The sequence below is a fragment of the Dongia sp. P2_B8 genome (assembly GCF_056404715.1).
Genome location: NZ_JBFUDM010000003.1, coordinates 145,436 through 160,427 on the forward strand (window position 1 = coordinate 145,436; position 14,992 = coordinate 160,427).

Below are 14,992 nucleotides of genomic sequence, written 5' to 3' on the forward strand. Positions count from 1 at the left end.
GGCTGCCCACAGCAAGCTTGACCAAGCAGTCAGGATTAGGCAGGATTTCCCTTAAGGCCGCAAAGGCCATCTAAAGAAGTCTGCCCGCAAGGAATGGGCTGGCAAAAACAGGGCTGGTTTGGGCTGCGATAAGTGTCGCCTCATGCTAAATCTCGCGCGTGCGGGATGATCGGGGGCGGGCGAATCGTGTCTCCGCTCCCTGTTCTGTAGGCATAACCGGCGTCCTCCTGGGAAAGACCCTGGGGCGCCCGGTGGTACCCGGAGGGAGAAGATGGCGACCAATCTCAAGATCAATGGCGACCGGCTGTGGGACAGCCTGATGGAAATGGCGAAGATCGGCGCCACGGAAAAGGGCGGCGTCTGCCGCCTGGCCCTGACCGACCTCGACCGCCAGGCCCGCGATCTTTTCGTGGAGTGGTGCAAGGAAGCCGGCTGCTCGATTCGCATCGACAAGATGGGCAATGTGTTTGCCCGCCGTCCGGGGAAGGACAATACCTTGGCGCCGGTCATGACCGGCAGCCATATCGATAGCCAGCCGACCGGTGGCCGCTTCGACGGCGTCTATGGCGTGCTGTGCGGTTTGGAAGTGATCCGCAGCCTCAACGACATGAAATATGAAACGCTGCGCCCGGTGGAAGCCGCCATCTGGACCAATGAGGAAGGCTCGCGCTTTGCCCCGGCGATGGTGGCATCTGGCGTTTTCGCCGGCGTGTTTGATCTCGATTACGGCCTTGCCCGCGCCGACCAGGACGGCAAGACCATGGGCGATGAGCTGAAGCGCATTGGCTATTACGGCGATGATGAGGTGGGTGGCCGCCCGGTCCATGCCTTCTTCGAAGCACATATCGAGCAGGGCCCGATCCTGGAAGCGGAAAAGAAAACCATCGGTATCGTGCAGGGCGCCCAGGGCCAGCGCTGGTTCGAGGTCGTGATGACCGGCCAGGAAGCCCATGCGGGGCCCACGCCCATGCGCGTCCGCAAGGATGCGCTGGTGGGGGCTGCCCACGTGATCAGCGCCATCAACAAGATCGGCCTCGATAACCAGCCCTTCGCCTGCGCCACGGTCGGCATGGTCAACAACAGCCCGAACTCGCGCAACGTCATCCCGGGCAAGGTGTTCTTCACCATCGATCTCCGCCATCCCGACGACAAGATCCTCTCGAAGATGGCGGCGGAAGCGAAAGCCGCCTGCGACGAGGCAGTGGCCAAGAACCGGCTGGAGATGGATTTCAAGGAAATCTGGTATTCGCCGCCGGTGAAGTTCGATGAATCCTGCGTGGCGGCAGTGAAGAAGGGGGCCGACGAGCTTGGCCTTTCCAATCTCAACATCATCTCCGGCGCCGGGCACGATTCCTGCTACATGAACCGCGTCGCCCCCACCGCCATGGTGTTCATCCCCTGCGAAGGCGGCATCAGCCACAACGAGATCGAGAACGCGACCAAGGAGGATTGCAGAGATGGCTGCGACGTCCTGTTGCGGGCCATGGTCGAACGTGCGAATGCGGCCTAAGTAATTCATGATTTGCCAGAATAACCCCTCACCCCAACCCCTCTCCCCAGAGGGGCGAGGGGCTTTGTGCGCGCTCGGTAGAAACTCCCTCGCCCCACGAAGTGGGGAGAGGGTCGGGGTGAGGGGTGTCACTAGCATGACGCGGAGAGTCCGCAAGGAAATGAAATGAGCACATCCGACGTCGTGATTGACGTCCGCAATCTGGGGCTGACGTTCGAGACGCCGGACGCGCCAGTTCATGCCTTGAAGGATATCGATCTTGAGATCCGCCGCGGCGAGTTCGTGACCTTCATCGGTCCGTCGGGTTGCGGCAAGACGACGTTGATGCGGATCATTGCCGATCTCGAGCAGCCGACCTCGGGCACCGTCACGGTGAATGGCGTGTCACCGCGCGAGGCGCGGTTGAAGCGTGCCTATGGCTATATCTTCCAGGCGGCGGCGCTTTATCCCTGGCGCAACATCCAGCGGAATGTCGAGCTGCCCCACGAGATCATGGGCGTCGGCAAGGCGGAACGGGTGGAGAAGGCGCAGCGTTATCTCGACCTCGTCGGACTCAAGGGCTTCGAGAAGAAGTTTCCCTTCCAGCTCTCGGGCGGCATGCAGCAGCGCGCCTCGATCGCGCGCGCGCTTAGCTTCGATCCGGATCTCCTGCTGATGGACGAGCCGTTCGGCGCCTTGGATGAGATCACCCGCGACCGCATGAATGAAGAGCTGCTCTCAATCTGGGCCAAGACCAGGAAGACGGTGATCTTCGTCACCCATTCGATCGACGAAGCGGTGCTGCTCTCGACGCGTATCGTCATCATGAGTGCCAGGCCCGGCCGCATCATCGATGTCATCGACAGCAACCTGCCGGCCGAGCGTACGCTGGAGACGCGGGAATCACCGGAAGCGCAGGACCTCGCGCACCGCATTCGCCTTGGCCTCAAGGCCGGCCATTCCTATGACGAGGTCAAATGAGCGGCGATGTGCTTCATGGGTTGAAGCAGAAGGCGCTGCCGGTGCTGGCGGTGGTAGCACTCATCATCGTGCTGTGGTACGGCCTCGCCGCCTTGCTCAACTGGACCCAGGTGAGCGAACGGTTGATGAGTGCCGCCGGCGATGCGGCGGCTGAAGCGGAAGCCGAGGCGGCGCTGAACGGTGACGCCAGCCCGGGTGGGGACGAGCCCGCCGCCGAGGATGATGAAAGCCAGTCCTATGATTCCGCCACGGCCGACCCGGCGCCGGCGGAAGAAGACAGCGCCGGCAGCGATGAATCCGATGTGACGACGGAGGGCGCGCAGGCAACCGTGGAGACCGCTCCGGCGGAAAAGCCACCTTTCATGGGTGTCTTGCGCGGTACCTGGGCGATGGACCGGCCGGTGCTGCCGAGTCCGGGACAGATTCTCACCGAATTCCTGGCGACGACGGTCGAGGAGCCGGTCACCTCGAATAAATCTCTCGTCTATCATGCCGGTGTCACTGCCTCGGCAACCCTGGTCGGCTTTGCGCTCGGCGCGTTCCTCGGCATGATGCTGGCCGCCGGCATCGTCCATATCAAGACGCTCGACCGCAGCCTGATGCCGTGGATCATCGCCTCGCAAACCATTCCGATCCTGGCGATCGCCCCCATGATCATCGTTGTGCTGGGGAATATCGGCATCACCGGGCTGGTCCCGAAATCGATCATCTCGATGTATCTCTGTTTCTTCCCGGTCACCATCGGCATGGTGAAGGGCCTGCGCTCGCCGGACCCGATGCAGCTCGACCTTATGCGCTCCTACAATGCCAGCACGGCGCAGGTGTTCTGGAAGCTGCGCGTGCCCGCCTCGATCCCATTTTTGTTCGCGAGCCTCAAGGTCGCGGTGGCGATCAGCTTGACGGGCGCCATCGTCGGCGAACTGCCGACCGGCGCCTCGGCGGGATTAGGCGCACGGCTGCTCTCGGGCAGCTATTACGGCCAGACAGTGCAGATCTGGTCGGCATTGCTGGCCTCGGCCCTGCTCGGCACGTTGCTGGTCTATGGCATCGGTGGCATTGAGCGGCTGGTCCTCAAAAATGCCGGGGTGCGGGCATGACAAGACGCGCTTTGCAGCGGAGCGTGATTTGGGCGGCGCTGCTGATAGCCCTTGCTGCGTATGGGCTTCATGATATTAGCGCCGCGGAATCGGCTGGGAAGTCAATTGGCGTCTTCCCGACAACGATTCTGATTTTCATCTGCACTCAATGCTCTTGGCGGTTACTTGGCTATTTAAGCTCGTTGAAGGATACGCGGTTCGTGATCTGGCTGATCCCTGCCATCTTTGGCCTTTCTTTACTGCTGGGTTGGGAGTTCATCTGCCGCGGCTATGGCGTGCCGAAGGTGCTGTTGCCCGCACCCAGTCAGATCTGGGATGCGTTCTTCCGCGAGCTTCCGACCCTCATCGACGATTTCCGGCAGACCTTCATGAAGGCCGTCATCGCCGGCTTCGTCATCGGCAATGCCTTGGGCCTCGCCACCGCCCTCATCGTCGACCGGGTGCCGTTTCTGCAGCGCGGGTTGCTGCCCTTGGGCAATATGGTGAGTGCTGTGCCGATCATCGGCATCGCCCCCATCATGGTGATGTGGTTCGGTTTCGGCTGGGAATCGAAGACGGCGGTGATCGTCTTCATGATCTTCTTTCCCATGCTGGTGAATGCGCTGGCCGGCCTCAATGCGGCGGATGCCATGCAACGGGATCTCATGCGGTCCTATGCTGCCGGCTATTGGCAGACGCTCCTCAAATTGCGCCTCCCGGCCGCCTTGCCCTTTCTGTTCAATGCTCTCAAGATCAATTCGACGCTGGCTTTGATCGGTGCCATCGTGGCGGAGTTTTTCGGCTCGCCCATTTCCGGCATGGGGTTCCGCATCAGTGTCGAAGTGGCGCGCATGAACGTGGATGTGGTGTGGGCGACAATTGCCATGGCGGCTTTGGCGGGGTCGCTCTCTTACGGTCTGCTGGCTCTCATGGAACGACGCCTCACGTCATGGCACGCGTCATTCCGGGGCCGCTGAGTGCGTTGGTTGAAGGATTTCTGAGCGTTAAACATAACGATAATGGAGGCTTAAATGGTGCTCAAGAAACTGTTCGGTTCCGCGGTCATCGCGGGGCTCTTGCTGGGTGGTGCTGCCGCGGCGGAAGCCAAGGATGCCCTGACCCTGCAGCTGAAATGGGTGACGCAGGCGCAGTTCGCCGGCTATTACGTCGCCAAGGACAAAGGCTTCTATGACGCCGAAGGCCTCGACGTCACGATCAAGGCCGGTGGCCCGGACATCAATCCCAGCCAGGTGATCGCCGGCGGCGGCGCCGATGTGGTGGTCGACTGGATGCCGTCCGCCTTGGCCACGCGCGAGAAGGGCGTGCCGCTGGTCAATATCGCCCAGTTCTTCCAGAAGTCGGGCATGATGCTGACCTGCCGCAAGGATTCCGGCATCAAGACGCCGGCTGACTTCAAGGACAAGACGCTGGGCGTCTGGTTCGGCGGCAATGAATATCCGTTCCTCAACTGGATGAACAAATTGGGCTTCAAGACCGACGGTTCGGCCGGCGGCGTCAAGGTGTTGAAGCAGGGCTTCAATGTGGACCCGTTGCTGCAGAAGCAGGCCGATTGCGTCTCCACCATGACCTATAACGAATATTGGCAGGTCATCGATGGCGGCTTGAAGGCCAAGGAACTGGTGACCTTCCAGTATGAGAAGGAAGGTGTGGCGACGCTCGAGGACGGCCTCTATACGCTGGATAAGAGCCTCCAGGATCCGGCCATGGTCGATAAGCTCGCGCGCTTCGTGCGGGCCTCGAAGAAGGGCTGGGATTGGGCCGTGAAGAACCCGAAGGATTCGGTCAAGATCGTGCTCGCCAACGACACCACCGGCGCGCAGACCGAGAAGCACCAGCTGCGCATGATGAAGGAAATCGCCAAGCTCGTCGGCAAGAACCCGAAGGGCACCGGCTGGCTGGATGATGCCGCGGCCGACCGCACGGTGGAGACCTTGATGTCGGGCGGTTCCGATCCGGTCATCACCAAGAAGCCGGAAGGTGCGTGGACCCACGCCGTGATCGAAAAGGCTGGGATGTAATCGTCAGGTTTCGTTCCTCCAAACTGGAAACCCCGCCGAGAGATCGGCGGGGTTTTTGTTTGGGGGGGTGCCGAGAGTTTTCAGTTGCTACCCCCCTCTCTAGCTCTCCCCCTCAAGGGGGGAGAGGACTGGAACGAGAGTGTCGGCTGTGCGGAGTCATTTCTTCTCCCTCCCCCCTTGAGGGGGAGGGTCGGGGAGGGGGGTATCTCTCCGCGCTTCAGCTCTTCGGCGAGAGCTTGTTCCAGTGTCCCATCTTCCGCCCCGGCCGCGCTTCGGCCTTGCCGTAGAGATGGAGTTTCACGTCGGGATCCGACAGTAGTTGCGGCCAGGTCTCGACCTCGTCGCCGATGAGATTGGTCATCACCGTATCGGAGTGCCGTGCCGGGTTGCCGAGGTCGAGGCCGCAGACGGCGCGGACATGTTGCTCGAACTGGCTGGTGATGGCGCCGTCCTGCGACCAATGGCCGGAATTGTGCGGGCGGGGTGCCAGTTCATTGACCAGCACGCGGCCGTCCTTGGTCACGAACATCTCGACAGCGAGGAGGCCGATGAGGTCGATCTCGCCGGCGATGCGCCGCGCGATCGCTTCGGCCGCGTGGGCGACCTTGGGTGCCACACCGGCCGGCACCGTGCTGGTATCGAGGATGTGGTGCTTGTGGCTGTTGAGCGCCGGTTCGAAGAGAGCCACGTCACCCGCCGGGTTGCGCGCAACGATGACGGAAATCTCGCAGGCGAAATCGATGAAGCCTTCGAGGATCGCGATCGTGCCGCCCATCTTCTTCCAGGCGTCGGCCAAATCCATGCCGGCTTCGATACGCACCTGGCCCTTGCCGTCATAGCCGAAGCTGGCCGATTTGAGGATCGAGGGCGTGCCTAAGGCTGCTACGGCGGCGGGCAATTCCTCGGCGCTTCTGACTTCGCGGAACGCCGTCACCGGGACGCCGATGTTTTCCAGAAAACGCTTCTCGCGCAGGCGCTCCTGCGTGATATGGAGAACACGCGGGGCGGGGCGAGTTGGCTTTACCTTGGCCAGCACTTCGGCCGCGGCTGCCGGGATGTTCTCGAATTCGAAGGTCACCACATCGACAGATTTCGCGAAAGCCTCGAGAGCCGCGAGATCATCATAATTGGCGACCGTGTTGCGCCAGGAGACCTGGGCGGCCGGACCATCTTTTTCCGGTGAGAAGATGTGCACCTTGTAGCCGAGCCTGCCGGCCGCCAGCGCCGACATGCGGCCCAATTGTCCACCGCCCAGAATGCCGATGACTGAGCCCGGCGGCAGGATCTGACCGTTTTCTGCACTCATGAAGATCAGCCCTCGCGCGCCGGCTTGTCGGCCACCGCGTCAGTCTGCTTCTGGCGGAAGGCGGCAAGGCGCTTGGCAAGGGCCGCGTCGTTGAGGGCCAGCACGGCGGCTGCCAGCAATGCGGCGTTGATGGCGCCTGCCTTGCCGATGGCAAGTGTTCCCACGGGAATGCCGGCCGGCATCTGAACGATGGAGAGGAGCGAGTCCTGCCCTTTCAAGGCCTGGCTTTCGACCGGGACGCCGAAGACCGGCAGTTCGGTCAGGCTCGCCGTCATGCCGGGAAGATGTGCAGCCCCGCCGGCACCGGCGATGATCACCTGCAAGCCGCGGGATTTCGCCTTCTGCGCGTAGTCGAACATGCGCTTCGGGGTACGGTGGGCGGAGACGATTCGCGTTTCGGCCGGGATGGCGAGGGCGTCCAAGGTTTCGGCGGCGTGGCGCATGGTCGCCCAATCGGATTGGCTGCCCATGATAATGCCGACTTTCGGCTGGCCCCCGGAAGCAGCGGCGGCAGATTTGCGTTTCTCTTTTGTTGCCATGGCCTTACGCCTTCCTGGAACCCCGGTGAAGGGCCGCGATTATAGGTTCTGCGAACCCTTTGGCAAGCATGACCCTGGTCCCGCATTAACGCCACCTTAACTGAGTTAGCGTCATGATTCGGCGCTGTTTTTTGGCAATGCAGACGGGCCTGGGTGCAACGCCAAAAAGAGGTTGCGAGTGTAATCCCGGATCGCCAACATCCGGAGCCAACGATAAAGACCCTCTGCAGCCGGACCTGAGGTCGGTCTGGTGCGGGGCGCGAAAGGCGGCAGGATGAAGATCAGAGATCGAGCTGGCGGGCCGACCGGGCTAGGGCCCGCGGGAGGCGCGCGGCCGGTTTCCAAGGTTGGCAAGGTCGGCAAGTCCGCCGCTGCCGCCAGCGTCGATGCAGCCAGCTCTGCCACGCATGCAGCGCCGGTCGATCAAGCAACGTTCCTCGGGCTCACTGAGACCGAACTCTCGCCCAATGTCCGCGCAGCCCTCACGGCCCTGCTCGACGAAGTGCGGCATCTGCGCGACGAGCTTGATCGCACCAGGAAGCGCATTTCGCATCTTGAGCGCGTGGCCGATGAAGATGCCATGCTGCCGATCGCCAACCGTCGCGCTTTCGTGCGCGAGCTCACGCGCCTCATCTCCTTCTCGGAACGTTATGGTTCGCCGGGGTCGGTGCTCTATTTTGATCTCAACGGCATGAAGCAGATCAACGATCGCTTCGGCCACGCGGCCGGCGACGCCGCCTTGCGCCATTTCGCCACCATGCTGCTCAACAATGTGCGCGATTCCGATGTGGTCGGCCGGTTGGGCGGCGATGAATTCGGCATCATCCTCGCACAGGCGGACGTGGCGCAGGCCCAAGACAAGGCCAATCAGCTGCTCTCGGTCATCGCCCGCTCGCCGCTCATCTGGGAAGGTGTCGACATCCAGCTATCCTGTGCGGTGGGCATGCATGAGTTCCATGGCCAGCAATCCGCCGACGATGCGCTGAGCCAGGCTGATGCCTCGATGTATCAGGCCAAGCGCAAACATTACGCTGTGAAGAATGGCGGCGAGAAGGAAGCCGGCATCTTCGACGATGAGGATGAGGAGGATGAGCGCGACGAAGGCAGTGCGGCCTCGTGACGCCCCCGCGCCGCGTTRCCTGCCTGCATACGGCTGCCAGCAATGTTGCCATCTTTGAAGAGGCCGCCACCGGGCTCAACCTCGATCTTCACCATATCGTGCGCGCCGACCTGCTGGCTGCCGCAATAGAGGCCGGCGACCTCGACACCGCGGTCATCCGCGACACCGAAACAGTCTTGAGGGATGCGGCGAAGGGTGCCGATTTCGTGCTGCTGGCCTGCTCGACATTGGGGCCGATCGCCGATCGGATCACCAGCCCTGTGCCGATGCTGCGCATCGACCGCGCTTTGGCGGAGCTGGCGGTGGCGGTGGCTGCCGCCGCACCAGGTGGGCGCGTGGTTGTTCTCTACACATTTCCGGGCACGCGGCAGGCGACTGAGGAATTGTTTTGCGAGGTGGCATCGGGCACGAACGCCATCATCGACATGCAACTGGTGGCAGGCGCCTGGGACCTGTTCCAGGTTGGCGATCAGCAGCGCTACGGCGCTGTGATCGCTGCGGCCGCCGACGACGCTCTTGCGGCGGGCGCTGCCAGCATCGCTTTCGCCCAGGCATCGATGGCGCCGGCGGTAGCGCTCTGCCGCGCGGCAAAGCCGCTTACCAGTCCCCAGGCGGCCTTGCGGGCGGCACTGCCGGTAGCGTCATCCCATTCTTAGCGCTTCACGGCGCTGTAGCCGCGCCGACCGCGGTGGCAGTTCCAGGATCAGCGCAACCTGCCCGTCGATCATGCGCAGCGACTTTGCCGCGCGGCGCGGCACCGGAATGCGGTGGTCGAGACAAAAGGCAATGAGCCCGGCAGCCAGCGCTTCGGGCGCCACCGGCAGGCCATGGAGCTTGTTGGTGTGAAGATCACGGAGCTGCAGGGTGACGGCGACCACCGCCCCATCCTGCGCCTCAATATCCTCGATCTTGCCGACCGGGATCTTTTGCTGCAGTTTTTTCAACTGCATCAGAACCGCCTCCAGCAGCGCCATCTTGGAAAAGACGATCTGCCGGTTCTCGGCAATGATGGCGCCTTCCTCCGCGATTTTTTCCGTGCTCATGCGCGCGTCTCCTAGGTCGTTTTTCGCGGTCGTTCGACGGGATGATCAAGTGCTGCCGCCATCGCCGGCCTTTCCCAGCGCGCCACGATCTTGTCGCGGACTGTCGCCCCGAGGCCGCGATAGAATTTCTGCGCGGCGATATTCACCGGCTCAACCTCCCAGCGCGCGATCATGCCGCCGGCGAGAGCCAATTCGGCGATCCGCATCATCATCTGCCGGCCGATGCCACGCCGCCTTGCGCCGTCGCCGACGAACACATCGTCGATGCGCAGGATATCGCCGCCGTTCCAGATGGAAAAGTCGATGGTATAGGTGACGAAGCCATGTATGCCATCGGTATCCTCGGCGAGAATGGCATGGAGCCGCGGTGGATCGCCGGCCAAAGCAGCCGCCAGCTGATCCTGCGAATATGAAACAAGGTCGTCCGCCCCCTCATGCGCGGCCAACAGCCGGATCATGGCGTCCAGCACGGCGGCGTCGGCGGGCGTAGCGTTCCGAATGTTTACCTTGGCGACAGACACAGTCCCTCCCGGAAGCGCAATGGCGCTCTTGCTATGACAAGTCTATCGCGATGTCGGGGAAAGCGTGAGATCGAAAAATAGGTCCTGCCGCCGAGACCTTGAGTTCGCCCGCCACGTCTGCAAGGATATTCGCAGCGATGGAGGGTGTGATGGTTCTTAAGGTCGGCGGTTGTCAATGTGGCGCCGTGCGCTACGAACTCACGGCGCCGCCTTTGCAGACATATATTTGCCATTGCCGCGAATGCCGGAAGCAGTCGGCTTCAGCGTTCGGCATCTCGGTCATTATGCGCAGCAGCGATGTGCATCTGGTGTCGGGGGACCTGCGCCGGTGGTCGCGTCCGACAGATAGCGGGGCCATCCTGCATTGCTTCTTCTGTCCACAATGTGGTTCGCGCGTCTTCCATGGTGACCGTGCCGTGGACGACAGTATCTCCGTCAAGGGTGGCTCAATCGACGAGCCGCTCGACCTCAGCCAGGCTCATCACATCTGGACCTGCCGCAAATTGCCCGGCATCGTCATTCCGGAACTGGCTCGTCAATTTGATCAGGAGCCGCCGGAGTAGAGTGGATGATGTGTGATCCAAAAATGAACCCTCACACATCCAGATTGGCCAGGTTGAGCGCTTTTGCTGGATGAAGCCGCGGGCGGGGGGCGACGAGTTCGCCCATCAGGGCTGAGAAGGATTCTCGGTCCTTGCCTTCATCCTGGCTGCATCCTCGATCTTGATCTCCACTCTTGAATGTTATAAATTTTTACGTGTATACTATTATATAATTCAGTTATTAGAATATAATCTGCATAGATGAAATACAGTTTAATAATCTCTTAAAAATAGCACAGATGTCATAAAATAGAGAGATAGCACGCTGGACACAAACTGTTGTGGGAGAGGTCGCAATGGAGTGGATCGCGCAAAGCTGGGCCTGGCTCGACGACAATAAGGATTCTCTCGATGGCCTGAAAAGTTTGCTGATCACCCTCGGCGTAGCTGTGGGTGCGTTCTGGGGCTGCTATCTCTTCTGGATCAGGCGTGAATATGCGCCCTATAGCGAGTTCGACACCGACATCAAATTTGTCGGCCGCCAGGGCGATCGCTGGCTTGTCGAAGTACTGGCCATTATCAGCAACAGAGGCGCGACGCGGCTCGCGATGCATGAGCTGGGCTTCACCCTGAAAACGATGATGCCGAAAGACCCGGTGCATCATGACGATGCTCACAACGGACAAACGAGAATTGGAGAGGGTTCGTATTCAGGTGTTCCGAGACGGGGCCACTGGCTGCCCCCGGAGGACAAAGTCACGGCCAAGGATAAGAAGTGGGTCCGCACTTATGTCGAACCGAGAACGACCGTCCGTTATTCTTATGTGGCCGACATCGCGGCCTCGGCCGCCTTCGCCCATGTCCACGGCAAGTTCTACTACAAGGTCGGTTGGCCTATCAGATGGCGTTCGACCTTTCATACGTCGGACCGGCTGGTTTGCGTTCCTGCAGATGAGATGGCGCTTTCAGTGTCTGCAAGGACACCCGGTGCAGGCTCAGATGCGGCCGATCGTGGAATGCGATAGAATCAGGTGCCTCCAAAGTGAAGCCTGATTCAAAAACGCGACAAAGGCGGCTTTTGATCAGAGCAAACTGACGCAGAACGCCAGCGACGCTCCCTGGCATCGAGCGACTGAGTGCTGAGAGTTGTCGCTCTGTCGCGTCATTCCTGATTTTTGAACAGCCCCTTCGTCAGGTATTTCCCACAGCACTTGTGAGCGCATTGGCCGCCATGTACCGTCATCGAGCATTGCCAAGGTAAAGATGGATGTTCCGAAATGGCGGTTTTGCAGACGATGCGCCTCACGCTCAGTCCTTGTTGTCCGAGTGACTGTGCTGACTTCATCAACCTCGAGCTTGATCCGGAGGTCATGCGCTTTCTGAACGGCGGACATGCCGTCGACCATGACCAGGTCGATCCGGATGCGTCGTTCCTCATGCCCAGAGGAACAGAGCCTTACGTTTGGACGGCGCGTCGTACAAGCAACGGTGCATTCGTCGGATGGTTCTGTTTGTGGCCGGAGAGTGACACCTTGGCCGAACTCGGATATCGCCTGCGCCGGATGGACTGGGGCCAGGGGTTAGCCTCGGAAGGGGCATCGGCTCTCGTCAACTGGGGGTTCGGAAGCTGTGGGTATGAAAAGATCGTGGCGTGCACGATGGCGGTGAACCAGGGCTCGCGCCGCGTGATGGAAAAGACCGGCATGACCTACGCGCGCACAGTTCCCGTCGACTTGCCCAATCCCATTCCGGGTAGCGAGCATGGCGAAGTTTGGTACGAGTTGATGCGCGCGGAATGGAACGGCAGCTAACAGCGGCACGCCGGCTTCGGGCCGACAGAAACCTATCTACACATCCAAATTCGCCACATTCAGCGCGTTCTGCTGGATGAAGTCGCGGCGAGGTTCGACGAGGTCGCCCATCAGGGTCGAGAAGATTTCTTCGGCTTCGTCGACATGGTTGACTTTCACCTGCAGGAGCGAGCGCACGGCGGGATCGAGGGTGGTCGACCAGAGCTGTTCCGGGTTCATTTCGCCGAGACCCTTATAGCGCTGGATGTCGATGCCCTTGCTGCCGATCTCGGTCACGACGTCGATGAGATCGATCGGGCCATTGATGTTGGCGGTCCGGTCCTTGGCAACCAGGGTGGCGGCGGTGCCGAAGCTTTCCAGCAAGCCGTCTTTCATCTGGTCGAGGCGATGCGCCTCGGCCGAGCGGATGAGGCTTGCGTCGATGACATGGCCCGAGGTGACGCCACGCAGGCGCCGCTTGAAGGCGAGGCCGCCTTGCTGGTCGGAGAGACCGGACCAACCACGTTCGGCCGCGGGCGAGATCTTGTCGAGCTCGGCAGCGATGGCGGCGGCGAGTTCCGGGTTGGTGGCGGCCTGCGGGTTGAGGCCGCCGCGGATGGCTGCCTGGCTGACCACGGCGGCGGAACCCACCTTGCGGATGAGCGGTTCCATGAGATGCTTCGCCTGGGCGGCGAGATCGACCACGCGGCGCAGATCCGGGCCGGCAATCTGTTCGCCGTTGCCCAGCGTCAGCACGGCGTTGTCGAGGCCGAGCGAGATGAGGTAATCCTCGCGCGCGAGATCGTCCTTCAGATAATGCTCGGACTTGCCCTTGGCCGCGCGGTAGAGCGGCGGCTGGGCGATGTAGAGATAGCCTTTCTCGATCAATTCCGGCATTTGCCGGTAGAAGAAGGTGAGCAGCAGCGTGCGGATATGCGAGCCGTCGACATCGGCGTCGGTCATGATGATGATCTTGTGGTAGCGCGCCTTGGCGATGTCGAACTCTTCCGGCCCGATGCTGGTGCCGAGTGCCGCGATGAGCGTGCCGATCTGGTCCGAGGACAGCATCTTGTCGAAGCGGGCGCGCTCGACATTGAGGATCTTGCCACGGAGCGGCAGGATCGCCTGGTTCTTGCGGTGGCGGCCTTGCTTGGCGGACCCGCCTGCCGAGTCACCCTCGACGATGAAGAGTTCCGAAAGGGCCGGGTCGCGTTCCTGGCAATCGGCAAGCTTACCGGGGAGCGACGAGATATCGAGCGCACCCTTGCGCCGGGTGAGGTCGCGGGCCTTCCTTGCGGCCTCGCGCGCGGCCGCGGCTTCGACGGCTTTGCCGACAATGCGCTTGGCATCCGCCGGATGTTCCTCGAACCATTGCTGCAGGCGCTCGTTGACGATGTTCTCGACCACAGGCCGGACTTCCGACGAAACCAGCTTGTCTTTGGTCTGTGACGAAAATTTCGGGTCGGGAACTTTGACCGAGAGCACGCAGGTCAGGCCTTCGCGGGCGTCATCGCCGGTCAGCGTCACTTTCTCACGCTTGGCGATGCCGCTTTCTTCCGCGTACTTGTTGATCTGGCGCGTCAATGCCGCGCGGAAGCCCTGCAGATGGGTGCCGCCATCGCGCTGCGGAATGTTGTTGGTAAAGCACAGCATGGATTCGTGATAGCTGTCCGTCCACTCCAGCGCAGCCTCGACGGTCATGCCGTCCTTTTCCTGCATCAGGGTGATGGCAGCGCCGTGCAGCGGATTCTTGGCGCGGTCGAGATAGCGCACGAAGGCCTCGAGCCCGCCTTCATAATGCAGTTCGACCGATTTCGGCTCGACCGTGCGGTTGTCGGTGAGGATCAGGCGCACGCCGGAATTCAAGAAAGCCAGTTCGCGCAGGCGATGCTCCAGGGTCGCGTAATCATAGTCGGTCTTGGTGAAGGTTTCCTTGGAGGCCAGGAAGGTGACCTCGGTGCCGCGGTTGCTGCCGGCTTCGCCGGTCACTGCCAGCGGTGCTTCCGGATCGCCATGACGGAAGCGCAGGAAATGCTCCTTGCCGTCGCGCCAGATGCGCAGATCGAGGCGTTCCGAGAGCGCGTTCACCACCGAGACACCGACACCATGCAGGCCGCCGGAGACTTTGTAGCTGTTCTGGTCGAATTTGCCGCCGGCATGGAGCTGGGTCATGATGACCTCGGCCGCCGAGACGCCTTCTTCCTTGTGGATGTCGACTGGAATGCCGCGGCCATTGTCGCGCACCGTCACCGACCCGTCGCCGTTGAGGCTCACATCGATGCGGTCGCACCAACCGGCGAGGCTTTCGTCGATCGCATTGTCGACGACTTCATAGACCATGTGATGCAGGCCCGACCCGTCATCAGTGTCGCCAATATACATGCCTGGCCGCTTGCGGACGGCATCGAGGCCCTTCAGCACGCGGATGGAATCGGCACCGTAATCATCGGCGCCATGGTTGCCTGTATCTTTGGTCTCGTCGCTCATTGTCTGGGTCTCGTTACTGCAAAAGTAAGTCGGTTGGAGATAACTGGGCTCAATTCATG

The 14,992-nt window shown here is 61.5% G+C and carries 15 protein-coding genes; 10 read left to right on the top strand and 5 right to left on the bottom strand.

Features of this window, described 5'->3' with window-relative positions; genetic code table 11:
• Positions 1-271: 271 nt before the first annotated feature.
• The 5 genes from AC1DWZ_RS08325 to AC1DWZ_RS08345 all read left to right on the top strand — a co-directional run bounded on the left by AC1DWZ_RS08325 (position 272) and on the right by AC1DWZ_RS08345 (position 5,585).
• A complete protein-coding gene (locus tag AC1DWZ_RS08325; protein WP_477168415.1) occupies positions 272-1,510 on the top strand; it encodes a Zn-dependent hydrolase in 1,239 nt (412 codons plus the stop codon).
• Between the two features lie 165 nt (positions 1,511-1,675).
• On the top strand, positions 1,676-2,470 hold the full coding sequence (locus AC1DWZ_RS08330) for an ABC transporter ATP-binding protein (protein ID WP_477168416.1): 795 nt from the start codon (positions 1,676-1,678) through the stop codon (positions 2,468-2,470).
• Positions 2,467-3,567 (top strand): ABC transporter permease, encoded by a 1,101-nt coding sequence (locus tag AC1DWZ_RS08335; RefSeq protein ID WP_477168417.1) that lies wholly within the window; start codon positions 2,467-2,469, stop codon positions 3,565-3,567. Before AC1DWZ_RS08330 ends, AC1DWZ_RS08335 begins: the two co-directional genes overlap by 4 nt.
• A 200-nt stretch (positions 3,568-3,767) precedes the next feature.
• A complete protein-coding gene (locus tag AC1DWZ_RS08340; protein ID WP_477168418.1) occupies positions 3,768-4,523 on the top strand; it encodes an ABC transporter permease in 756 nt (251 codons plus the stop codon).
• A 54-nt stretch (positions 4,524-4,577) separates the two neighbouring features.
• Positions 4,578-5,585, top strand: a complete 1,008-nt coding sequence (locus AC1DWZ_RS08345; protein ID WP_477168419.1) for an ABC transporter substrate-binding protein — start codon at positions 4,578-4,580, stop codon at positions 5,583-5,585.
• A gap of 217 nt (positions 5,586-5,802) precedes the next feature.
• On the opposite strand, the gene AC1DWZ_RS08350 is transcribed toward AC1DWZ_RS08345, so the two are convergent.
• Positions 5,803-6,891 (bottom strand): 5-(carboxyamino)imidazole ribonucleotide synthase, encoded by a 1,089-nt coding sequence (locus AC1DWZ_RS08350; RefSeq protein WP_477168420.1) that lies wholly within the window; start codon positions 6,889-6,891, stop codon positions 5,803-5,805.
• A 5-nt stretch (positions 6,892-6,896) separates the two neighbouring features.
• Positions 6,897-7,430, bottom strand: a complete 534-nt coding sequence (gene purE, locus AC1DWZ_RS08355) for a 5-(carboxyamino)imidazole ribonucleotide mutase (protein WP_477168421.1) — start codon at positions 7,428-7,430, stop codon at positions 6,897-6,899.
• 274 nt (positions 7,431-7,704) lie between these two features.
• Here purE and AC1DWZ_RS08360 point away from each other — a divergent pair, with 274 nt between their 5' ends.
• Positions 7,705-8,550: a GGDEF domain-containing protein gene (locus AC1DWZ_RS08360; RefSeq protein WP_477168422.1), complete on the top strand. Its 846-nt coding sequence runs from the start codon at positions 7,705-7,707 to the stop codon at positions 8,548-8,550.
• Positions 8,547-9,206, top strand: coding sequence for a hypothetical protein (locus AC1DWZ_RS08365; protein WP_477168423.1), 660 nt, complete (start codon positions 8,547-8,549; stop codon positions 9,204-9,206). The genes AC1DWZ_RS08360 and AC1DWZ_RS08365 overlap by 4 nt, the downstream gene beginning before the upstream one ends.
• Here the strand turns inward: AC1DWZ_RS08365 and AC1DWZ_RS08370 are convergent.
• Together AC1DWZ_RS08370 and AC1DWZ_RS08375 are read right to left on the bottom strand one after the other, a co-directional pair.
• Positions 9,192-9,593 (bottom strand): hypothetical protein, encoded by a 402-nt coding sequence (locus tag AC1DWZ_RS08370; RefSeq protein WP_477168424.1) that lies wholly within the window; start codon positions 9,591-9,593, stop codon positions 9,192-9,194. The two genes, AC1DWZ_RS08365 and AC1DWZ_RS08370, sit on opposite strands and share 15 nt — an antisense overlap.
• 11 nt (positions 9,594-9,604) lie before the next feature.
• Positions 9,605-10,114 (bottom strand): N-acetyltransferase family protein, encoded by a 510-nt coding sequence (locus AC1DWZ_RS08375; RefSeq protein ID WP_477168425.1) that lies wholly within the window; start codon positions 10,112-10,114, stop codon positions 9,605-9,607.
• 149 nt (positions 10,115-10,263) lie between these two features.
• Here AC1DWZ_RS08375 and AC1DWZ_RS08380 point away from each other — a divergent pair, with 149 nt between their 5' ends.
• From AC1DWZ_RS08380 to AC1DWZ_RS08390, 3 genes are all read left to right on the top strand, one after another.
• Positions 10,264-10,677, top strand: a complete 414-nt coding sequence (locus tag AC1DWZ_RS08380) for a GFA family protein (RefSeq protein WP_477168426.1) — start codon at positions 10,264-10,266, stop codon at positions 10,675-10,677.
• Positions 10,678-11,012: 335 nt separating this feature from the next.
• Entirely contained in the window at positions 11,013-11,681 is a 669-nt protein-coding gene (locus tag AC1DWZ_RS08385) for a hypothetical protein (RefSeq protein ID WP_477168427.1), read from the top strand.
• Positions 11,682-11,933: 252 nt separating this feature from the next.
• Entirely contained in the window at positions 11,934-12,467 is a 534-nt protein-coding gene (locus AC1DWZ_RS08390; RefSeq protein ID WP_477168428.1) for a GNAT family N-acetyltransferase, read from the top strand.
• A 36-nt stretch (positions 12,468-12,503) separates the two neighbouring features.
• Here the strand turns inward: AC1DWZ_RS08390 and gyrB are convergent, their stop codons facing one another.
• A complete protein-coding gene (gene gyrB, locus AC1DWZ_RS08395; RefSeq protein WP_477168429.1) occupies positions 12,504-14,933 on the bottom strand; it encodes a DNA topoisomerase (ATP-hydrolyzing) subunit B in 2,430 nt (809 codons plus the stop codon).
• Positions 14,934-14,992 lie beyond the last annotated feature (59 nt).